The following is a 20980-nucleotide window of genomic DNA, read 5'->3' on the forward strand; positions in this document are numbered from 1 at the left end:
ATTTAACGTAGAATGAGCCAGCTTTTGACCTACGCCCTTGTCTGGTTTCCGGTGTTTGTACTCAGACCGCAGATGGATGGAAGATGTTGGTAAAAGTGTAAGAATTTATGTGTGGTGTTGCTACTTCGCCTGGGTGCCTGCCCGAGGTAAACCGAGCCTGCGAGACAGAATTATTTCGCAGTGCCATCAGCCTCAAAAAGTCACCGCAAGTGAATGGCGACATCGCGGACAATTTTCACGGAAGCAGGACGTTTTTGCGCCTTGTCGCTGCTTCGCGTGGTTGGTAAAGTAGGCGGATTTTATTTTCCGCCCCCAGCTAGCAGGATTATCCCTTCGTTATGTTTAAGAAATTTCGTGGCATGTTTTCCAACGACTTGTCCATCGACCTGGGTACCGCCAATACCCTCATTTATGTAAAAGGACAAGGCATCGTGCTGAATGAGCCATCAGTTGTGGCTATTCGTCAGGATCGTGCTGGTTCACCTAAAAGCGTTGCTGCTGTTGGTCACGACGCGAAACAGATGCTGGGTCGTACTCCTGGCAATATTGCCGCTATTCGTCCAATGAAAGACGGCGTTATCGCTGACTTTTTCGTGACTGAGAAAATGCTGCAACACTTCATCAAGCAAGTTCACAGCAACAGCTTCATGCGCCCAAGCCCGCGTGTACTGGTGTGTGTGCCAGTCGGCGCAACTCAGGTTGAACGCCGTGCTATCCGTGAATCTGCACAAGGTGCAGGCGCGCGTGAAGTGTTCCTGATTGAAGAACCGATGGCTGCGGCAATCGGTGCAGGCCTGCCGGTATCCGAAGCGACCGGTTCAATGGTGGTGGATATCGGTGGTGGTACCACAGAAGTTGCCGTGATCTCCCTGAACGGCGTGGTGTATTCCTCTTCTGTACGTATCGGTGGCGATCGTTTCGACGAAGCTATCATTAATTACGTACGCCGTAATTATGGTTCACTGATCGGTGAAGCAACGGCTGAGCGTATCAAGCACAGCATCGGTTCCGCCTATCCGGGTGATGAAGTTCACGAAATCGAAGTGCGCGGTCGTAACCTGGCTGAAGGTGTTCCACGTGGTTTCACGCTGAACTCCAACGAAATTCTCGAAGCATTGCAAGAGCCGCTAACCGGTATCGTCAGCGCGGTGATGGTTGCACTGGAACAGTGTCCGCCAGAACTGGCTTCCGACATCTCCGAGCGCGGCATGGTGCTGACCGGCGGTGGCGCATTACTGCGTAACCTTGATCGCCTGCTGATGGAAGAAACGGGTATTCCTGTTGTTGTCGCAGAAGATCCACTGACCTGCGTCGCCCGTGGCGGTGGTAAAGCATTAGAAATGATCGACATGCACGGCGGCGACTTATTCAGCGAAGAGTAATCTCAGCGAAGACTTGCTGATTCAAACAAGTCTTGTTGCAAGCAAGAATAGTCTGCCCGGGAAGGTGGTTGTCCGTCAGGTAAAACCTGCAACGCGAAGTGTGCAGTGTTCAATGTGGATCCGTGCAAACACTGGCTGAGCGATAAAGCTCTGCCAGTGTTTTGGCTATCCCATGAGATTGCCGCCGTTTCTGTCAGGTGAGGTCTTTACTTCGACTGGCTGAAACTTTCTGTTGCCGAGGAACTCGCATATTTTATGAAGCCAATTTTTAGCAGGGGACCTTCCCTGCAACTGCGACTTTTTTTGGCTATTCTCACGGCCATTGTCCTGATTGTTGCCGACAGTAAAATAGGTACGTTTGTTAAAATCCGCACCTATATGGATACTGCCGTCAGTCCCTTCTATTTTTTGTCCAATGCCCCGCGTGAATTCTTAGATCAGGTCTCTTCTACGTTTGCCACCCGTGGCCAGCTGGAACTTGAAAACCGCGCTTTGCGTCAGGAATTGTTGCTGAAAAACAGTGACCTGATGCTGCTTGGCCAATACAAACAAGAAAATGCTCGCTTGCGCGAGCTGCTGGGATCACCGTTGCGTCAGGACGAGCACAAAATGGTGACGCAGGTTCTCTCCACCAGCAATGATCCTTACAGCGATCAGATCGTCATCGACAAAGGCAGCAACAACGGTGTGTATATCGGGCAACCCGTCATCAGCGATAAAGGCGTTGTTGGCCAGGTCATCGCTGTTGCCGCGCTGACCAGCCGTGTGCTGCTGATTTGTGATGCTTCACATGCGTTGCCGATTCAGGTGCTGCGTAACGACATCCGCGTTATTGCTGCCGGTAGCGGCTGTGCTGATGACTTACAACTTGAACACTTGCCAAGCAATACCGATATTCGTGTCGGTGATGTGCTGGTCACCTCAGGTCTGGGTGGACGTTTCCCTGAAGGGTATCCGGTCGGCGTTGTATCTTCGGTTAAAGTTGATAATCAGCGTGCGTATACCGTCATTCAGGCGCGTCCGACCGCCGGTCTGCAACGTCTGCGTTACCTGCTGTTACTATGGGGCTCTGACCGTAATGGCGAGCATCCTTTACCGCCGGATGAAGTTCATCGCGTGGCCAATGAACGCCTGATGCAAATGATGCCGCAAGTGTTGCCACCTCCGGGAGATATGGGGCCGCCAGCTCCTGTTCCTCCACCGGCAACGGGTACGGTAACGACACCGGTTAGCACGCCTGCTGTGCAGGGAGCGACGCAATGAACAGCTACCGGAGCCACGGACGCTGGATTATTTGGCTATCCTTCTTAATAGCCATGTTATTGCAGGTGATGCCGTGGCCTGAACAGATTTATATGTTCAGGCCGTCATGGCTGATGCTGATCCTGATTTACTGGGTGATGGCATTACCGCATCGCGTCAACGTGGGTACCGGTTTTGTTGTCGGGTTTATTATGGATCTGATCCTGGGATCGACCCTGGGTATTCGCGCGCTGGCTTTTGCCATTACCGCCTACCTGGTCGCGTTCAAATTCCAGTTATTCCGTAACCTGGCTCTGTGGCAACAAGCGCTGATTGTTATGGTGCTTTCGCTGGCTGTGGACGTCATGGTGTTCTGGGGAGAATTCCTGGTAGTCAATGTGTCGTTCCGGCCTGAAGTTTTCTGGAGCAGTGTGGTCGACGGTGTGCTGTGGCCATGGCTGTTCCTGCTGATGCGTAAAATTCGTCGTCAGTTTGCTGTGCAATGAGGATGTTATGACCGCACTTTATCTGGCTTCCGGGTCACCACGTCGCCGTGAATTACTGGCCTTGCTGGAACTGCCTTTTGAGCGTCTGGTGACTGAGGTTGCAGAAGAGCGTCAGCCTGACGAAGCCCCGCAAGATTATGTTTTACGGCTGGCGAAAGATAAAGCACAGGCCGGTGTGACGGTCGCGGCAGAGGATTTGCCGGTGCTTGGCGCAGATACGATTGTAGTCCTCGACGGTAAAGTGTTGGAAAAGCCACGTGACGAAGCGCAAGCCGCTGTTATGCTTAAGGCATTGTCTGGCAGACAGCATCAGGTGATGACCGCCATTGCGTTTGCCGACAGGCAGGAATGCCTCAATACGTTGGTTGTGACCGATGTCACTTTCCGTTCACTATCCTCCGACGATATTGCACATTATATTCTGAGCGGTGAGCCCATGGATAAAGCGGGCGCTTATGGTATTCAGGGAAAGGGCGGTTGTTTCGTCCGTGAAATTCGCGGCAGTTACTATGCAGTTGTGGGCCTTCCTCTGGTGGAAACTCAGGAACTGCTCAATGAATTTTCTGCCTTACGCGAGCTTAGGAGAAAACATGACAGCTGAATTACTGGTCAATGTCACCCCGTCTGAAACCCGCGTGGCTTACATTGACGGTGGCATTCTGCAGGAGATCCATATTGAGCGCGAGACCAAGCGCGGGATTGCCGGCAATATTTATAAAGGGCGTATCAGCCGTGTTCTGCCGGGTATGCAGGCAGCATTTGTCGATATCGGCCTTGAAAAAGCCGCATTTTTACATGCTTCAGACATCATGCCGCACACCGAATGTGTGGCGCGTGACGAGCAGAAAAATTTCCACGTGCGTGACATCGCAGAACTGGTGCATCAGGGCCAGGATCTGATGGTGCAGGTGGTGAAAGATCCGCTGGGCACCAAAGGTGCGCGTCTGACGACTGACATTACCTTGCCTTCCCGCTATCTGGTGTTCATGCCTGGTGCGTCACACGTTGGCGTGTCGCAGCGTATTGAAAGCGAAGCCGAGCGTGATCGCCTCAAACGTATCGTCTCAGAATATTGTGATGAGCACGGCGGCTATATTATTCGTACCGCAGCCGAAGGCGTGGGTGAAGAAGAACTCAAACAAGATGCGGCCTACCTGAAACGCTTGTGGACCAAGGTGATGGAGCGCAAGCGTCGCAACAAAACCAAATGCAAGCTGTATGGTGAGCTGGCACTGGCGCACCGTGTGCTGCGTGATTTTGCCGGTGAAGCACTGGACCGCATCCGCGTTGACTCCCGCCTGACGTATGAATTGCTGGTCGAATTCACCAGCGAATACATGCCTGAAATGACCAGCAAGCTGGAGCATTACAGCGGCAAGCAGCCTATTTTCGATCTATTCGATGTGGAGAACGAAATCCAGCGTGCGCTCGAGCGCAAGGTGGAACTCAAGTCCGGCGGCTATCTGATTATCGATCAGACCGAAGCCATGACCACCGTGGATATTAATACCGGTGCGTTTGTCGGCCATCGTAATCTGGAAGACACGATATTTAACACTAACACCGAAGCGACGCAGGCCATTGCCCGTCAGCTACGGCTGCGCAATCTCGGCGGCATTATCATTATCGACTTCATTGATATGTCGAATGAAGATCACCGCCGTCGCGTGCTGCACAGCCTCGAGCAGGCGCTGTCGAAAGACCGCGTGAAAACCGGTATTCACGGTTTCTCCGCCCTTGGTTTGGTAGAGATGACCCGCAAACGTACCCGCGAAAGCGTCGAACATGTGCTGTGCAGCGATTGTCCGACCTGTCATGCACGCGGCACGGTGAAAACCGTTGAAACCGTCTGCTATGAAATTCTGCGTGAAATCGTGCGTGTGCATCATGCCTACGATTCTGACCGTTTCCTGGTTTACGCGTCTGCCGCAGTAGGGGAAGCGCTCAAGGGAGAAGAATCCCATGCACTGGCCGAAGTAGAAATCTTCGTCGGCAAGCAGGTGAAAGTGCAGATCGAGCCGCTCTACAGTCAGGAACAGTTTGACGTCGTCATGATGTGATCCGATGGCTATTCGTCTGAAGCATCAAGAAGTTAAAGGTTTCCATTGCCGTCTGTGCGGGTGAAAACCAGCATGGAATGGAAAACAAGGAGAGAAGTTTGAGGCGACTGCCCGGTATTTTATTAACCACCAGCGCAACCCTTGTCGTGATAGTGGCTTTGGTGATCAGTGGCTTGCGTCTGGCATTGCCTCAGTTGACCCGCTTCCAGGATCAACTGGTCGGGAAAGTCGAGGCGGTCACGGGCGTACCGATCGAGTTATCGCAAGTCAGCGCCAGCTGGAAAACCTTTGGCCCGGTCATGGAGATCCGAGGCCTTCAGGTGACATTACCGGACTCAAAGTGGCAGGTTCAGCGCATTACCCTGGCGCTGGACGTCTGGCAATCCTTGCTGCATTTCCGCTGGCAGTTCCGCGACCTTACTTTTTACAATTTGCAGCTGGATTTAAACAGCACGCTGGGTGGCGAAAGCAATAAAGGCAACGGCATCCAGCCAAACCGCGTCAGTGATATTTTCCTCAGACAGGTCGACCATTTCGATCTGCGCAACAGCCGCATTTCCTTCCTGACGCCTTCCGGTCCACGGGCGGAATTCGACATTCCTCAGATGACCTGGCTGAACAGCCACAACCGCCATCGCGCCGAAGGGCAGCTTAGCCTGTCGAGTTTTAACGGGCAGCACGGCATTGTGCAGTTGCGTATGGATCTGAACGACACCAATGGTTTGCTCAATAACGGGAAAATTTATCTTCAGGCCGATGATATCGACATGAAACCGTGGTTCAGCCGGTGGTTGCGCAATAATACCGGTCTGGAAAGTGCTAACTTCAGCCTCGCGGCGTGGCTGACGGTGCGTAGTGGCGATATTTATGCCGCTGACGCATTGCTGAAAAATGGCTCTGCCACCTGGAAAAATGGCACTGAGGAACACCAGCTCGATGTCGATAATCTGACATTACACGGTAACCGTCAGGGTAATGGCTGGCAGGTTGGCACGAAGCAGCTGAATCTGAAAACCGATGGTGTGGCGTGGCCGAAAGGCCGCCTTGAAGTACTTTATCTGCCTGAAAATAACCAGTTCCTCGGGCCTTCGCAGGGTGAAGAGCTGCGCATCCGTGGCACCAATCTGCAACTGGAACGTTTAGGCCCGGTGATCCCGACTTTCTCATTCCTGACTCCGGCTTTACTGGAGCGCTGGCAGGATTTAAAACCCGCCGGTAACGTTGATCGGCTCGCGCTGGATATCCCGCTAAAGCAGCCTGATCAGACCCGTTTTGATGTGAACTGGCGCGATGTCAGCTGGCAGCGCTGGAAACTGCTGCCGGGTGTCAATCATTTCAGTGGTGGCCTGAAAGGTAGCGTGGCGGGCGGGCAGATGACGGTGAAATTACAAGACAGCCTGCTGCCGTACGGCGAAATGTTCCGCGCACCGCTGGATATCAGTGCGGCGACCGGTACCTTTAACTGGAAGAACGGCAAAGATGGCTGGTCATTGTCGGGTAAAGACGTAGATGTCAAAGCCAACGCGCTGTGGGCGAAGGGCGATTTCCGCTACAACCAGCCTGTCAAAGGTGACCCGTGGCTGAATATCCTGGCCGGTATTCGCCTGTATGACGCCGGTCAGGCCTGGCGCTATTTCCCTGAACCGCTGATGGGCAAACATCTGGTAAATTATCTCAGTGGTGCCATAAAGGCCGGTCAGGTGGATAACGCCACCCTGACCTTCAACGGCAATCCACATCATTTCCCGTTCAAAAAGAACGAAGGGCAGTTTGAAGTGTGGGTTCCGCTACGCCACTCGACCTTTGAGTTCCAGCCAGGTTGGCCAGCGCTGACTGATCTGGATATCGATCTCGATTTCCTTAATGACGGCCTGTTTATGAAAGCCGCGCACACCAAACTGGGCAATGTGGACGGTAACAATGTCGTTGCCAATATTCCTGACTACCTGAAAGAAAAACTGTTTATTGATGCGGACCTGCGCGGGCAGGGGAAAGATATCGGCGATTATTTCATGGATACGCCGTTGCATGACTCGCTGGGCTCGGCGCTACAGGAATTGCAGATTGGCGGCGAAGTGAATGGTCGCTTACATCTGGATATTCCGCTTGATGGCGAACTTGTGCGTGCATCCGGTGGCGTCACGCTCAATAACAACAGTCTGTTTATTAAACCGCTGAACAGCAAAATCAGTCAGCTCAGTGGCCTGTTCAGTTATGACAATGGCAACCTGCAAAGTAACCGGCTTACCGGTAACTGGTTCGGGCAACCGGTCAACGTGATGTTCAGCACGCAGGAACTGCCGGATGATTTCAAGGTTCAGGTCGGGCTGGATGCCAACTGGCAACTGTCCAAAATCCCCGGCTTGCCAGCGGCAGCAGCCAGTAAAATTTCGGGTGGTACACCGTGGAAAGGCGACGTCAATATTACGCTGCCGCACAAAGGTACCCCGACCTATACCGTCGATGTAAACGCCGATCTGAAAGATGTGAGCAGTCACTTACCCGATCCGTTGAGCAAGAAAGCCGGTCATCCGCTGCCGCTGGTGGTGAATGTCAAAGGCGACCTGCACAGTTTTAATCTGCAAGGTGTGCTGGCGGGCAAAGATCATTTCAACAGCCGCTGGCTGCTGGGTAAACAACTGAAACTCGATCGCGCATCGTGGCAGGCAAACAGCAAAAAAACGCCTCCATTGCCGGATGACAGCAGTCTGACGCTCCATCTGCCCGCACTTGATGGTGAAAGCTGGCTGGGTTTGCTGTCACCGGATAAAGCGACGCAGGACACTACTACTAAACTGGCCGGTTTCAGCTTCCCGCACCAGATTATCCTGACAACGCCTGCGCTGACACTGGGCGGACAGGTCTGGAATGACCTGACCCTCACCTCGGTACAAGGGCATCAGGGCATGGAGGTCACTGCCAAAGGTAAGGAAATCGATGGCAGGCTGAATATGAATGACAACGGTCCGTGGCTGGCTAATCTGAAATACGTCTATTTCAATCCGCAATGGACGGTCGCGGATGTGGCCAGCAGCGGTCAGCCGGGCGGTAATCCGTTTGCTACTGAAAAGATTTCGTTTGCCAGCTGGCCGGCATTGCAACTGCGTTGTGAAGCCTGCTGGTTCCTCGGTCAGAACTTCCGCAAAGTGAATGCTGACCTGACACCGCAAGGCGATCAACTGATGCTGCGTAACGGTCTGATAGATACCGGCGTGGCACGTCTCGACGTGCAGGGCGACTGGAGGCAGAACGGGCAGGGCGAAAACACCGGCCTGAAAGGCAAGCTGACCGGTAAAAATATTGAGCAGGCCATGTCATTCTTTGGTGTGACTACACCACTGAAAGGCGCGCCGTTTGACGTTAACTTTGATTTGCACTGGAAATCCGTGCCGTGGAAGCCAGATATCAGCACACTGAACGGCACCCTGAAAAACACGCTGGGCAAAGGCGAAATTGCGGATGTCGGCACGGGCCGCGCCGGACAATTGCTGCGACTGGTCAGCTTCGATGCGCTGCTGCGCAAACTGCGTCTTGATTTCAGCGATACCTTTGGCCAGGGCTTCTATTTTGACTCCATCAAATCCACGGCCTGGATTAAAGACGGCGTACTTCATACCGACGATCTGCTGGTTGACGGGCTGGAAGCAGATATCGCCATCACCGGGAAGGTCAATTTCGTGAATCAGCAATTGGATCTCGAAGCGGTCATTGCGCCGGAAATTTCCGCCACAGTAGGTGTGGCGACGGCGTTCGTCATCAACCCGGTAGTCGGCGTTGCAGTCTTCGCTGCCAGTAAAGTGCTGGCGCCGCTGTGGAATAAAATCTCGCTTATCCGCTATCAGATTGACGGCACTATCGCAGAACCCCGTATCAACGAAATTCTGCGTAAACCGGTTGAACATCCAAAAGCCGCCGCCGCACAGTAACGCCACCGTGAAGGTGGCAGGAAACCTCGTTCATGCTGTGTTAGGCTGTTAATAACCTTGTAACAATGGATTGTCTGGCGTGCAGACTGTGTAGACCACAGTCTGCACGCCGGATTGTCGTCTAAAAGAGAGTGAACATCTATGAGTCTGGCCTTAGTCAGTGAGCAGTTACTAACTGCTAATAATCTGAGTCATCAGGATCTGTTTTCCATTTTGGGCCAGTTGTCTGAACGTCGTCTTGATTATGCCGATCTCTTTTTCCAGTCCAGTTTCCATGAAAGCTGGGTGATCGAAGACAGCATCATCAAAGACGGTTCTTACAATATCGATCAGGGCGTTGGTGTTCGTGCGGTAAGCGGTGAAAAAACCGGTTTTGCTTATGCTGACCAAATCACGCTGAATGCCCTGAACCTGAGTGCAACAGCTGCCCGTAGCATTGTCCGCGACCAGGGCAATGGCAAAGCGCATACGCTGGGCGAAATTGCCTATAAATCTCTTTATTCTCCGCTGGATCCGCTGCAAAGCCTGTCACGCGAAGCAAAAATCGAACTGCTGCACCGCGTCGACAAAATTGCCCGTGCAGCCGATAAGCGCGTGCAGGAAGTCAGTGCCAGCATCACCGGCGTGTATGAAAACATCCTGGTGGCAGCCACCGACGGCACGCTGGCGGCAGACATTCGCCCGCTGGTGCGTCTGTCCGTGAGCGTTCTGGTTGAACAGGATGGACGTCGTGAGCGTGGCTCAAGTGGCGGCGGCGGTCGTGTTGGTTATGACTACTTCCTCGAAACCGTTAACGGTGAAGTGCGTGCGGAAGCTTTTGCCCGTGATGCCGTGCGTATGGCGTTGCTGAATCTGACGGCAGTCGCCGCCCCGGCAGGTGGCATGCCGGTGGTGCTGGGCGCAGGCTGGCCAGGCGTGCTGTTACATGAGGCGGTAGGCCACGGTCTGGAAGGTGACTTCAACCGTCGCGGAACCTCTGTATTTAGCGGTCAGATGGGCAAACGGGTGGCTTCTGAACTGTGTACCGTAGTGGACGACGGCACCCTGCCGGGTCTGCGCGGTTCACTGGCGATTGACGACGAAGGTGTGCCGGGGCAGTACAACGTGCTGATCGAAAACGGCGTGCTGAAAGGCTACATGCAAGACAAACTGAATGCGCGCCTGATGGGCGTTGCGCCGACCGGTAACGGCCGCCGCGAATCTTACGCACATCTGCCGATGCCGCGTATGACCAACACCTATATGCTGGCCGGGAAATCAACGCCGGAAGACATTATCAGTAGCGTAGAATTTGGCCTGTATGCGCCAAACTTCGGCGGCGGTCAGGTGGATATCACCTCGGGTAAATTCGTGTTCTCTACCTCCGAAGCTTATCTGATCGAAAAAGGCCGCATCACCAAACCGGTGAAAGGCGCGACGCTGATCGGCTCGGGCATTGAAGCGATGCAACAGATTTCCATGGTCGGCAACGATCTGGCGCTCGATAAAGGCGTCGGTGTGTGTGGTAAAGAAGGCCAGAGCCTGCCGGTCGGGGTCGGTCAGCCTACCCTGAAACTGGATAATCTCACCGTCGGCGGCACTGCGTAGCAGAAGATTATTTCGGTGTTATCCCTCCCCTTTCACAAGGGGAGGTCAGGTGGGTTTTTGGTTTGATACGAACTCAATTCCACTGAGTCACTTTCTTGCCCTGCCGGTATCCCTGATACACCTTGCTTACCCGTTTGAAATAATCCGTCAGATAATCAATACAGACCTGCACTTTCAGCGGCAGTTTGTCCTTTTCAGTATACAGCGCGTAAACCGGGCGCGGATCGGACTGATAGCGCCTGAACAGAATCTCCACCTCACCGGCATTAATCTCCTCAATCACCCACATCAGCGGAACATACGCGATACCGACACCGGCTTTCAGCCAGCGGATCATGGTCTGCGAGTCGTTAGTCACGAAGCGGCCTTGCGGTGTAATACGGGTTGAAACACCTTCGGGGGCGATCAGTTCGAATTCACTGTCCGGGCGGACGCTGTATTCCAGCCAGGAGAAATTCACCATATCGGCGGGTTTCTCCGGCGTGCCGTGTTGTGCCAGATAACTGCGCGCCGCACACACCACCATCGGCATTGAGCCTAAGCGGGTGCAGAACAGGCTGGAATCCTGCAACGCGCCGACGCGGATCACCACGTCCAGTCCGTCAGCGATCAGGTCCGGTGCCGGAATGCCAGTCACCAGATTCACCGTCAGACCGGGGTATTCGGTGAGCATTTCCGCAGTCATCGCGGCAAGAACATTTTGTGCCATCGTCGATGAACTGCCGATGCGTAATGTTCCGGTCGGGGTGTTGTTGAAGGCATACAATTGTTCATGCACTTCACGTACGTCGTGCAACATTTTCCGGCAACCCTGATAATAAAGTTTACCGGCTTCTGTCAGACCGATGCTGCGGGTGCTACGGTTTAGTAATTTGATTTGTAAGTCATTTTCCAGCTTTGAAATCGTCTGGCTGATGGCAGAAACGCTCATGTCGAGGCGTCGTGCGGCCGCCGTGAAGGAGCCGCTTTCCACGACCTGAGCAAAGATCGACATGCGTTTTAATCGGTCCATTGTTAACTCTGGCTTAAAAGTGATTTAGATCACAGAACGTTGATCTGTTGATAATAAGCACGCTAATATACCCTTCCGGGCGATAAAGCTCAGGTTTCAGTTTTCCTGACATCATGCTTACCTTCGCACACTTCCCTGGCAACTCTGCAGCTTCATTGCTCTGCTCCCGTTGAATTATTTTCTCCGGGGTCGCGTGCCGTTGCCTAAAATAACGAATAATGCGTGCGCGGGACGATATGTGTTTGTCCGTCGTAATAATGTAAGGAATTTTTGATGAGTTTGCTTCCGGTAATGGTGATTTTCGGATTGTCGTTTCCTCCGGTGTTTTTTGAAATATTGTTGGCGCTGGTGGTGTTTTTCCTGCTGCGGCGCATATTGCAACCCACCGGAATTTATGATTTTGTCTGGCACCCGGCATTGTTCAACACAGCGTTGTACTGCTGTCTTTTCTACCTGATCTCCTGCATGTTCGTCTGAGGGCGTTGTGAAAAATTTCTCCATAAAAATAATACGTTACACAATAACGTTGATTCTTGTCGTGCTGGCTGTCATCGCAATCTTCAAAGCCTGGGCGTTCTATACAGAATCTCCATGGACCCGTGATGCCAAGTTTACCGCTGACGTTGTGTCCATCGCGCCCGATGTCACCGGTCTGATTACCGATGTGCCGGTGACGGATAACCAACTGGTGAAAAAAGGCCAGGTACTGTTCAAAATTGACCAGCCGCGCTACCAGCAGGCGCTGGACGAAGCGAGTGCTGACGTCGCGTATTACCAGGCGCTGGCTTCTGAGAAAAAGCGCGAGGCCGGACGTCGTGTGAAACTGGGCGTACAGGCCATGTCGCAGGAAGAAATCGATCAGGCCAATAACGTGCTGCAAACCGCTGAACATCAGCTGGCGAAAGCGCAGGCTGCACGGGATCTGGCGGTGCTGGATCTGGAACGGACCGTGGTTGTCGCACCTGCTGATGGCTGGGTAACTAACCTGACCGTTCATCCGGGCAACTACATTAACCGGGGTTCGACTGCCGTGGCGCTGGTGAAGAAAAATTCCTTCTACATTCTGGCGTATCTGGAAGAAACCAAACTGCCGGGGCTGAAAAAAGGGGATCGTGCGGAAATCACGCCGCTCGGCAGCAACCGTATTATGCACGGTACGGTCGACAGCGTAGCGGCGGCGGTGACGAACAGCTCCTCTTCTGCGGCGACCAACGGTCTGGCGACCATCGACAGCAACCTTGAATGGGTGCGTCTGGCACAGCGTGTGCCAGTGAAAATCCTGCTTGATGACAAAGACCAGCAACATCCTTATCCGGCAGGTACCACGGCGACGGTCGTGATTACCGGCAGCCATGACCGTAAACAAGATGAAGGATCCCCGTTCCTTCGCCTCCTGCACCGTCTGAGAGAGTTTGGTTAAGGCCGGAAAGATGAATAGCGTACTTATCCCGCGCGTGCGTTTTGCCTGCAAGCTGACGTTCGCGATCCTCGGCGCACTGGTTCTCGGGTTCTATCTGCAACTCGAAACCCCGCGCTGGTCGGCCATGACTGCCGCGATCGTAACGTCGGGACCTGCGCTGGCGGCGGGTGGCGAACCCTTTGCCGGTGCTATTCGTCATCGTGGTTTTCTGCGGGTTATCGGCACCTTTATCGGCTGTATCGCGGCGCTGGTGATCGTGATTGCTACCGCCCGCGCACCGGTCGTTATGCTGCTGTTATGCTGCATCTGGGCGGGCGTGTGCACCTGGTGGTCATCGCTGGTTCGTATCGAGAACTCGTATGCGCTGGGTCTGGCTGGTTATACCGCGCTGATTATCGTGGTGACTTCCGCCAGCTCGCCTTTGCAAACTCCGCAGTTTGCGGTTGAGCGTTGCAGTGAAATCGTTATCGGGATTTGCTGCGCTATCGTCGCTGACCTGTTGTTCTCCCCCCGTTCCATCAAAAAAGATATTGACCGTGCCGTCAGTCAGCTGATGTTGGATCAGTTTGCGCTGATGCGGATTTGCGTGAATAGCGGGACGAAGGAAGAAATCGATAAGTCCTGGAATAACCTGGTGAAAAGCACGACCGCGCTGAACGGGATGCGCGGCAGTCTGATGATGGAGTCGTCGCGCTGGCAGCGGTGTAATCGGCGCCTGAAAGCGCTGCACAGCACCTCGCTGAGCATGATCACCCAGGCGTGCGAAACCTATCTGATTATGCAAAGCTCTCCGGAACGGGTCTCGCCTGAACTGAAAGCATTGTTTGCTGAACCCGCTGAAAACGTGGCGGATGTGCATCGCAGACTGAAACAATTACGCCAGATGATTACCGGCATGCACAGCGACAACGTACTGATGACGGTCAGCGCCTGGACCGGCGCCGGAACCCGTGCGCTGTTGCTGATGAAAGGCATCCAGACCAACAGCAGTATCAGCACCATTGAAAGCGGGGTGCTCGATGGCGAAGTGGTGGTGCGGCCTGTTTCAGCAGAACGTCACCATGCGCTGGTCAACGGCCTGAGAACCTTCACGGCGACAACCATCGGCTGCCTGATGTGGCTGTGGACCGGCTGGACGTCAGCCAGTGGTTGCGTGATTATCATCGCAGTGGTGACTTCGCTGGCGATGCGTACGCCGAACCCGAAAGGCATGGCGATGGATTTCATTATCGGCATGTTGCTGGCGATTCCGGTCGGCTCGATGATGTTTATGCTGATCATGCCCGCAACGCAGCAGAGCCTGTTCCTGCTGTGTCTGATGCTGGGGATCTTCACCTTCTTTATCGGTATCGAAGTGACCAAGCGCCGTCTCGGTATGCTCGGATTGCTGGCAGGCACCATTAATATTCTGGTGCTCAGCAATCCGATGGTTTTTAACGTCACGTCGTTTCTGGATAACGCGATGGGGCAGGCGATCGGTACGGTGATCGCGATGGCGGTGTTGCTGATTGTGCGCGACAAGTCTCGCGAGAAAACCGGGCGTACGCTGCTTAACCGCTTTATGAGCAGCGCGGTATCGGCGCTGACCACCAAAGCGTACCGGCGTCGTGAAAACCATCTTCCGGCGCTTTATCATCAGCTGAACCAGTTGCTGGTGATGTTCCCGAACGATATTGGTAAATACCGTCTGGCGCTGATGCTGATTATCGCGCACCAGCGCATGAAACTGGCAGAAGTGCCGGTGAATGATGAGCTGTCGGCATTCCACAAGAAAATCCGTAATACGGCCGATCACGTGGTCTCTGCTTCAGGTGAAGGCAAGCGCACCTATTATTATCAGCGGTTACTGAAAGAGCTGGGTGAGTATCAGGAGAAACTGGTCGAGTACGACGCACCACTGAAAGTGACCGAGCCGGTAAGGCGCCTCACTGACATGCTGCAACGTTATCAGCACGCGTTCCTGGCCTGACCGGCGGCTATTTCAGGAAAGCCTCACGGTCGCTGGCGGTGATCGGACGTAATACGCGGCAGGGTACACCTGCCGCGACCACATCCGGGGGAATGGATTTGGTCACCACACTGCCAGCCCCAATCACGCTGTTACGTCCAATCGTCACACCCGGATTGACTATCACGCCGGTGCCCAGCCAGACATTATCTTCAATGACAATCGGCAGCGAGAATTGCTGTCCGGTGATGCGGATGTCAGGATCGATGGGATGTCCGGCGGTGGCGAGCGTGACGTTCGGTGCGATCATCACGTTATTGCCAATGGTCACGGTGGCGTCATCCACCACCGTGAGATTGAAGTTAGCGTAAAAGTGGTTGCCGATATGAATATGGGTGCCATACGCGACGCGCAGCGGCGGCTCAATCCAGCAGGACTCCCCCAGACTGCCCATAATACTTCTGAGCAATTGCAGGCGCTTTGCCTCTTCAGAAGGGCGCGTGAGATTGAAATCATACACCCGCTCTTTTCCGGCACCGCGTTCCTCCGGCAATCCTTCGTCCGTGTCTGTATAAAGTTCACCGATATTCATTTTTTCGCGCGTCGACATGCCTTCTTCCTTTGTAAAAATGGGGTGGGGTTCACCGCAGTTTACTGAGGGATGCGGAAACTGTGAACGTATGACAATTCACTTTGCGATCTGTGTCTCTCAGTGCTGTCTGACAGACGCTTCTGCTCAAGCCGCTATACTTACCTGATAGATCGCTTAAAACGGCATAAATCAGGAGGATCCTCATGTCAGCCCAACCTCATAAACTCTCCACGCATCCATTATTTAAGACCGGCTATTTTGCCGGTGGTAAATGGCTTAAAGCCAAAGAAACCTTTGATGTGCTGGATCCGGCAACCGGCGATGTGGTCGCCAAAGTCGCCAAAGCCGGTAAAGCAGAAACAGAAGCCGCGGTGAAGGCAGCCAGTGACGCATTCCCCGAATGGCGCAAAACCACTGCGAAAGCGCGTTCTGAAATCTTGCATCGCTGGTATGAACTGATGCTGGAAAATAAACAGTTTCTGGGCGAGCTGATGGTTGCCGAGCAGGGCAAACCGCTGAAAGAGGCACTGGGCGAAGTCGATTACGCCGCCAGCTACCTGCAATGGTTCAGCGAAGAAGCCAAACGCGCTAACGGAGAAATCATTCCTCCGGCCAAATCCGGCTCACGCATTCTGGCGACCCGCGAACCGGTCGGCGTGGTGGCGGCCATCACGCCGTGGAATTTCCCGCTGGCGATGCTCACCCGTAAACTGGGGCCGGCGCTGGCGGCAGGCTGTACCGGTCTCATCAAACCGGCCAGTAACACGCCGCTGTCGGCTTTCGCCTTGTTGCAACTGGCGCAGGATGCCGGGGTTCCGGACGGTGTGATCAATGGCGTGGCCGGTGACACCGGTGCCATCAGCGACGTGATTATGACCAGCAATGCGGTACGTAAAGTCTCCTTTACCGGCTCGACGGAAATCGGCAAAACGCTGGTGCGTAACAGCGCCGACACCATGAAAAAGGTGTCGATGGAACTGGGTGGCAATGCGCCGTATATCGTGTTTGACGATGCCGACATTGAGGCGGCGGTGAAGGGCGCGATCACTTGTAAATTCCGCAATACCGGCCAGGTCTGCGTGTGCATCAATCGTATTTATGTGCAGGAGGGCGTGTACGAGGCGTTTACCTCGCGGCTGGTGGAAGAAGTACGCAAGCTGAAAGTCGGCAACGGCATGGATGAAGGCGTCATTGTCGGGCCGCTGATTGATATCAAAGGACTGGAGAAAGTTGAAGAGCACGTCAAGGACGCGCTGGAGAAAGGTGGACGCCTGATGGAGGGCGGACAGCGCCACAAACTCGGTGGCAACTTCTTCCAGCCGACGGTCATTATTGATGCCACTGATGACATGAAAGTGGCGCATGAAGAAACCTTCGGTCCGCTGGCGGCCTGTTTCCGTTTCAAAACGGAAGAGGAAGTGATTAAACGCGCCAACGACACGCCTTTCGGGCTGGCAGCGTATTTCTATAGCCAGAATCTTCAACGTATTTTCCGGGTCGCGGATGCTATTGAGAGCGGGATGATTGGCATTAATGAATGTGCGATTTCCAACGAAGCCGCGCCATTTGGCGGCGTAAAAGAATCTGGCCTGGGACGTGAAGGTTCGGTGCTGGGGCTGGAAGAATATTTGCAGGTGAAAACGCTGCATTTAGGGAATCTTTAAGTCAGCTTTCCAGAAGTTACTTTTTAAGAAACAATAAACAGAAACAGACTCATTCCGGCTAAACACAAAGGACGTCAATGAAGGCATTTAACGGGCGGTGTGTGCGCAATCTGATGATGGCCGCCGTGTTTTTCGGGCTGTGCGGTGTCGCGGGGCAGGTTGTCGCGAAAACGACATATAATCAGGGCACAATAGTTCCGGGCACCGATGAACAAACGGTGATCGGCTATTTACGCCAGAACCATAAATTGCCTGAAAATTACATCACCAAGAAAAAGGCGCGGGAAGCCGGCTGGGATGCCCGTTCCGGGAATTTATGTGATGTATTGCCGGGCAAAGCCATCGGTGGTGACCGCTTCTCAAACCGGGAAGGGCGTTTGCCTTCGGCGTACAAAAGGGTGTGGCGCGAAGCGGATATTAACTATCGCTGCGGGCGTCGCGGTGCTGACCGCGTGTTGTTTGCCAGCGACGGGCTGATTTATGTCAGTAAAGACCATTATCAGAACTTCGTTCGGGTGGAGTGATGTCGATGAATAAAGTGAGCTTCGATTTTAATCACATCCCGGATTTACCCGCATTCTACCGCGAGTTTGTCCGTCAGTTTGCACTGACTGACAGCTTCGGCGCGAATCTGGACGCACTCTGGGATGAGGTAACGGGCGGGATTGCACTGCCGGTTGAGATAGATTTCATTAATCTGAATGCCAGCCGTAAACGCCGTTTCGGCGCGCTGATTCTGTTGTTTGAAGAAGCGGAGGAAGAACTGGAAGGCGAGTTGCGGCTGAATCTGCTGGAGAAACCCGCAGTAAAGGCTAAAGGCTGAAAAGAAAAAACCCGCCATTTTCTGTTAAGTAAAAAGGCGGGTTTTTGTTTTTTTATTCCTGACCTTCAGCCAGTTCGCGCAGATACTGAAAAATCTGGCGGTAAGATTTCGGCGGCTTGTTAGTGGCTTTCTCTTTCTGTGCGTTACGGATCAGTGCGCGCAGTTGCTGGCGATCGGCTTCAGGATACAATTCCAGTACCGGCGGGATCGCATCATCACCTTCTTCAACCAGACGGTCACGCAGCATTTCCAGTTTATGGAACAGCGAAATCTGCTGGTTATGGCGGTTTTTCAGCTTATCCAGCGCGGTCTGGATCGGTTCAACATCGCGGGAACGCAGCATTTTACCGATCAGCTGTAACTGGCGGCGGCGGCCTTCTTTCTTGATCTTCTGCGCTAAGTCGATCGCTGCGCGCAGATCGTCGTCCAGCGGCAGTTTGTCCAGCGAGTTTTTACCCAGTTCAACCATTTCTGCACCGAGATCTTTCAGCGCCTCGGCGTCACGTTTAATTTCACTTTTACTGACCCAGATGATTTCTTCATCATCTTCGTTCTCGTTGGTTTCGGGAACGTCGTCGTGCCAGTCGTCAATTTTCTTTGTCATGGGCGCTTCCTCTTAACGAGGTAATCCTGTCAGTTTGATTGTGCTTTATTGCTTTGGCGGCATTATGCAGGGTTATGCCGCATACATCCATGTTCTGTTGCAACTTTGGGCATAACAACGCCGGAGTGAATGCGAAATTGTGGCGAGTCTCTGTTAGACTCAAAGATAAGACTTTCTGTATATCAGTGTAGAACAATCCCTTTTATCTCATAAGCGATGGCATGCCGATGAACGTAGTGAATCAAGTAGCGCAGCAGCGTAAGACTCTGGAACAGGCCGTATCTCAGGCACTGGAACTGGCGAAAGCCGGTTCAGATGCTGCAGAAGTGGCGGTCAGCAAAACCACCGGTATCGGCGTCAGCACCCGTTTTGGCGAAGTCGAGAATGTGGAATTCAACAGCGACGGCGCACTGGGCATCACCGTTTATTATCAGAACCGTAAAGGCAGTGCGTCTTCCACCGATTTAAGCCCGGACGCTATTTCCCGCACCGTGCAGGCGGCGCTGGATATTGCCCGTTACACGTCGCCGGATCCGTTCGCGGGCGTGGCCGATAAAGAGATGCTGGCGTTCGATGCACCGGACCTGGATTTATTCCACCCGGAAGAGCTGGATCCGGATCGCAGCATCGAACTGGCCGCACGTGCTGAACAGGCGGCGTTGCAGGCTGACAAGCGTATCACCAACACCGAAGGTGGCAGTTTCAACAGCCATTACGGTATCCGCGTTTTCGGTAACAGCCACGGCATGTTGCAAAGCTATTGCTCGACGCGTCATTCGATTTCCGCCTCAGTGATTGCCGAGCATGAAGGCGACATGGAGCGCGATTACGCCTACTCCATCGCCCGTAAAATGAGCGATCTGAAAGACCCTGAATGGGTCGGCGCAGAGTGCGCCCGCCGCACCTTGTCACGTCTGGCGCCGCGCAAATTACCGACCATGCAGGCCCCGGTATTGTTCGCTTCTGAAGTGGCGACCGGCCTGTTCGGGCATCTGGTGGGGGCGATCAGCGGTGGCAGCATTTACCGTAAATCGTCTTTCCTGCTCGACAGCCTCGGCAAGCAAATTTTGCCGGAGTGGCTGACCATTGAAGAACATCCGCACCTGTTGCAGGGGCTGGCTTCCACGCCATTCGACAGCGAAGGTGTGCGCACCGAGCGTCGTGATATCGTCAAAGATGGCGTGCTGCAAAACTGGCTGATGACCTGCTATTCCGCGCGTAAGCTCGGTCTGCAAACCACTGGTCACGCGGGCGGCATTCACAACTGGCGCATCGCCGGTCAGGGCGATGATTTCGCCGGAATGCTGCGTAAGCTCGATAAAGGCCTGGTCGTCACCGAACTGATGGGGCAGGGCGTCAGCGGTGTTACCGGCGATTACTCCCGTGGCGCGGCAGGTTTCTGGGTCGAGAATGGCGAGATCCAGTATCCGGTAAGCGAAATCACCATTGCCGGTAATCTGAAAGACATGTGGCGCAATATGGTCGCCATTGGCAGCGATATCGAAACCCGCAGCAATATCCAGTGCGGTTCCGTGCTGTTACCGGCAATGAAAATCGCTGGCGAATAACCCTCCTTAAAGCAGCTGTCGCCCGATCGCTGCTTTAATTCTTTACAAAAAATTCATCCCGTTTTTCTCTCTCTCAGCCTATTTTTATAAAGCCTTACAAGCAATGTCGTTTTATCTAATAAACAAATAACAATAGAGAGATAGTTCATGCGTAAACAACTGATGGCGTTAGCGGTGATAGCCATGCTCGGCAGCAGCACGGCAGCACTGGCAGCAGATTTAGAAACGGACATGGATACAATTGCTGATAACTACGGCAAGGTGTTGAAAACCAGCGATCAGGCCGAACTGACCACCGGTCTGGCAAACATGAAAGCGGCTGCCGAGGACGCGAAAAAAGCCACACCACCGAAACTGAAAGGCAAAGCGCCGGACAGCCCTGAAATGCAGGATTACCACAAAGGGCTGGATACACTGATCGGCCAGATTGATAAGGCCTCCGCTTTAGCCAAAGCGGGCAAGGTCGATGAAGCGAAGAAAGAAGCTGAAGGGTTCAAGGCGACAAGGAATGAGAACCACAAGAAGTTTAAGTAAGCAGATGGCGGGTGTCTTGCTCCTCCCCTGCGAAGGGTAGGGAGTAAAACCCACATTATTTCATGGTGAGAAATAGCCGGAATTGACCGCTGTCTTGCTCCTCCCCCCTGCG

The 20980-nt window shown here is 53.6% G+C and carries 18 protein-coding genes; 15 read left to right on the top strand and 3 right to left on the bottom strand.

Annotation, left to right across the window (positions count from 1 at the left end):
* Positions 1–338 precede the first annotated feature (338 nt).
* The 7 genes from mreB to tldD all read left to right on the top strand — a co-directional run bounded on the left by mreB (position 339) and on the right by tldD (position 10703).
* Positions 339–1382, top strand: coding sequence for a rod shape-determining protein MreB (mreB, locus tag UC14_RS22775; RefSeq protein ID WP_013577291.1), 1044 nt, complete (start codon positions 339–341; stop codon positions 1380–1382).
* 255 nt (positions 1383–1637) lie between these two features.
* Positions 1638–2645 (top strand): rod shape-determining protein MreC, encoded by a 1008-nt coding sequence (mreC, locus tag UC14_RS22780; RefSeq protein ID WP_013577290.1) that lies wholly within the window; start codon positions 1638–1640, stop codon positions 2643–2645.
* Complete coding sequence (gene mreD / locus UC14_RS22785; RefSeq protein WP_013577289.1) at positions 2642–3130, top strand: rod shape-determining protein MreD; 489 nt, start codon at positions 2642–2644, stop codon at positions 3128–3130. Before mreC ends, mreD begins: the two co-directional genes overlap by 4 nt.
* A gap of 7 nt (positions 3131–3137) precedes the next feature.
* Positions 3138–3731 (top strand): nucleoside triphosphate pyrophosphatase, encoded by a 594-nt coding sequence (locus tag UC14_RS22790; RefSeq protein WP_013577288.1) that lies wholly within the window; start codon positions 3138–3140, stop codon positions 3729–3731.
* Positions 3721–5190 (top strand): ribonuclease G, encoded by a 1470-nt coding sequence (gene rng, locus UC14_RS22795; RefSeq protein WP_013577287.1) that lies wholly within the window; start codon positions 3721–3723, stop codon positions 5188–5190. Before UC14_RS22790 ends, rng begins: the two co-directional genes overlap by 11 nt.
* 98 nt (positions 5191–5288) lie before the next feature.
* Positions 5289–9116, top strand: a complete 3828-nt coding sequence (gene yhdP / locus UC14_RS22800) for an AsmA2 domain-containing protein YhdP (protein ID WP_112198486.1) — start codon at positions 5289–5291, stop codon at positions 9114–9116.
* 141 nt (positions 9117–9257) lie between these two features.
* A complete protein-coding gene (tldD, locus tag UC14_RS22805; protein ID WP_013577285.1) occupies positions 9258–10703 on the top strand; it encodes a metalloprotease TldD in 1446 nt (481 codons plus the stop codon).
* A 73-nt stretch (positions 10704–10776) separates the two neighbouring features.
* On the opposite strand, the gene aaeR is transcribed toward tldD, so the two are convergent.
* A complete protein-coding gene (gene aaeR, locus UC14_RS22810) occupies positions 10777–11715 on the bottom strand; it encodes an HTH-type transcriptional activator AaeR (RefSeq protein ID WP_013577284.1) in 939 nt (312 codons plus the stop codon).
* Between the two features lie 273 nt (positions 11716–11988).
* Between aaeR and aaeX the strand changes: the two genes are divergently transcribed.
* From aaeX to aaeB, 3 genes are read left to right on the top strand one after another with little or no spacing between them, the layout of a single operon-like run.
* Positions 11989–12192, top strand: coding sequence for a p-hydroxybenzoic acid efflux pump operon protein AaeX (gene aaeX / locus UC14_RS22815; RefSeq protein WP_013577283.1), 204 nt, complete (start codon positions 11989–11991; stop codon positions 12190–12192).
* A gap of 7 nt (positions 12193–12199) precedes the next feature.
* Entirely contained in the window at positions 12200–13135 is a 936-nt protein-coding gene (gene aaeA / locus UC14_RS22820) for a p-hydroxybenzoic acid efflux pump subunit AaeA (protein WP_013577282.1), read from the top strand.
* Between the two features lie 10 nt (positions 13136–13145).
* Positions 13146–15104, top strand: a complete 1959-nt coding sequence (gene aaeB, locus UC14_RS22825; protein ID WP_112198487.1) for a p-hydroxybenzoic acid efflux pump subunit AaeB — start codon at positions 13146–13148, stop codon at positions 15102–15104.
* A 7-nt stretch (positions 15105–15111) separates the two neighbouring features.
* Here aaeB and UC14_RS22830 read toward each other — a convergent pair whose 3' ends face one another.
* On the bottom strand, positions 15112–15693 hold the full coding sequence (locus tag UC14_RS22830; RefSeq protein ID WP_112198488.1) for a maltose acetyltransferase domain-containing protein: 582 nt from the start codon (positions 15691–15693) through the stop codon (positions 15112–15114).
* A gap of 185 nt (positions 15694–15878) precedes the next feature.
* Between UC14_RS22830 and UC14_RS22835 the strand changes: the two genes are divergently transcribed.
* The 3 genes from UC14_RS22835 (at position 15879) to UC14_RS22845 (ending at position 18162) form a co-directional block, all read left to right on the top strand.
* Positions 15879–17339: an NAD-dependent succinate-semialdehyde dehydrogenase gene (locus tag UC14_RS22835; protein ID WP_013577279.1), complete on the top strand. Its 1461-nt coding sequence runs from the start codon at positions 15879–15881 to the stop codon at positions 17337–17339.
* A gap of 77 nt (positions 17340–17416) precedes the next feature.
* Positions 17417–17863, top strand: a complete 447-nt coding sequence (locus UC14_RS22840) for a ribonuclease domain-containing protein (protein ID WP_013577278.1) — start codon at positions 17417–17419, stop codon at positions 17861–17863.
* A gap of 5 nt (positions 17864–17868) precedes the next feature.
* The gene (locus UC14_RS22845) at positions 17869–18162 is read left to right on the top strand and encodes a barstar family protein (RefSeq protein WP_013577277.1); all 294 of its coding nucleotides are present in this window, start codon (positions 17869–17871) and stop codon (positions 18160–18162) included.
* A 52-nt stretch (positions 18163–18214) separates the two neighbouring features.
* Here UC14_RS22845 and yjgA read toward each other — a convergent pair whose 3' ends face one another.
* Complete coding sequence (yjgA, locus tag UC14_RS22850) at positions 18215–18766, bottom strand: ribosome biogenesis factor YjgA (RefSeq protein ID WP_013577276.1); 552 nt, start codon at positions 18764–18766, stop codon at positions 18215–18217.
* Between the two features lie 227 nt (positions 18767–18993).
* On the opposite strand from yjgA, the gene pmbA reads away from it, so the two are divergent.
* Both pmbA and cybC read left to right on the top strand, forming a co-directional pair.
* Positions 18994–20334, top strand: coding sequence for a metalloprotease PmbA (gene pmbA / locus UC14_RS22855; protein WP_015690526.1), 1341 nt, complete (start codon positions 18994–18996; stop codon positions 20332–20334).
* A 147-nt stretch (positions 20335–20481) separates the two neighbouring features.
* Positions 20482–20868, top strand: a complete 387-nt coding sequence (cybC, locus tag UC14_RS22860; protein ID WP_013577274.1) for a cytochrome b562 — start codon at positions 20482–20484, stop codon at positions 20866–20868.
* Positions 20869–20980 lie beyond the last annotated feature (112 nt).

This window comes from Rahnella sp. NRRL B-41462 (genome assembly GCF_003263525.1).
Lineage (GTDB): Bacteria > Pseudomonadota > Gammaproteobacteria > Enterobacterales > Enterobacteriaceae > Rahnella > Rahnella aceris.

What these genes read in the sequence shown, in the direction of transcription:
- mreB (WP_013577291.1), top strand. Translation starts at nt 339, where the DNA reads ATGTTTAAGAAATTTCGTGGCATGTTTTCCAACGACTTGTCCATCGAC.
- mreC (WP_013577290.1), top strand. Translation starts at nt 1,638, where the DNA reads ATGAAGCCAATTTTTAGCAGGGGACCTTCCCTGCAACTGCGACTTTTT.
- mreD (WP_013577289.1), top strand. Translation starts at nt 2,642, where the DNA reads ATGAACAGCTACCGGAGCCACGGACGCTGGATTATTTGGCTATCCTTC.
- UC14_RS22790 (WP_013577288.1), top strand. Translation starts at nt 3,138, where the DNA reads ATGACCGCACTTTATCTGGCTTCCGGGTCACCACGTCGCCGTGAATTA.
- rng (WP_013577287.1), top strand. Translation starts at nt 3,721, where the DNA reads ATGACAGCTGAATTACTGGTCAATGTCACCCCGTCTGAAACCCGCGTG.
- tldD (WP_013577285.1), top strand. Translation starts at nt 9,258, where the DNA reads ATGAGTCTGGCCTTAGTCAGTGAGCAGTTACTAACTGCTAATAATCTG.
- aaeR (WP_013577284.1), bottom strand. Translation starts at nt 11,715, where the DNA reads ATGGACCGATTAAAACGCATGTCGATCTTTGCTCAGGTCGTGGAAAGC.
- aaeX (WP_013577283.1), top strand. Translation starts at nt 11,989, where the DNA reads ATGAGTTTGCTTCCGGTAATGGTGATTTTCGGATTGTCGTTTCCTCCG.
- aaeB (WP_112198487.1), top strand. Translation starts at nt 13,146, where the DNA reads ATGAATAGCGTACTTATCCCGCGCGTGCGTTTTGCCTGCAAGCTGACG.
- UC14_RS22830 (WP_112198488.1), bottom strand. Translation starts at nt 15,693, where the DNA reads ATGTCGACGCGCGAAAAAATGAATATCGGTGAACTTTATACAGACACG.
- UC14_RS22835 (WP_013577279.1), top strand. Translation starts at nt 15,879, where the DNA reads ATGTCAGCCCAACCTCATAAACTCTCCACGCATCCATTATTTAAGACC.
- UC14_RS22840 (WP_013577278.1), top strand. Translation starts at nt 17,417, where the DNA reads ATGAAGGCATTTAACGGGCGGTGTGTGCGCAATCTGATGATGGCCGCC.
- UC14_RS22845 (WP_013577277.1), top strand. Translation starts at nt 17,869, where the DNA reads ATGAATAAAGTGAGCTTCGATTTTAATCACATCCCGGATTTACCCGCA.
- yjgA (WP_013577276.1), bottom strand. Translation starts at nt 18,766, where the DNA reads ATGACAAAGAAAATTGACGACTGGCACGACGACGTTCCCGAAACCAAC.
- pmbA (WP_015690526.1), top strand. Translation starts at nt 18,994, where the DNA reads ATGAACGTAGTGAATCAAGTAGCGCAGCAGCGTAAGACTCTGGAACAG.
- cybC (WP_013577274.1), top strand. Translation starts at nt 20,482, where the DNA reads ATGCGTAAACAACTGATGGCGTTAGCGGTGATAGCCATGCTCGGCAGC.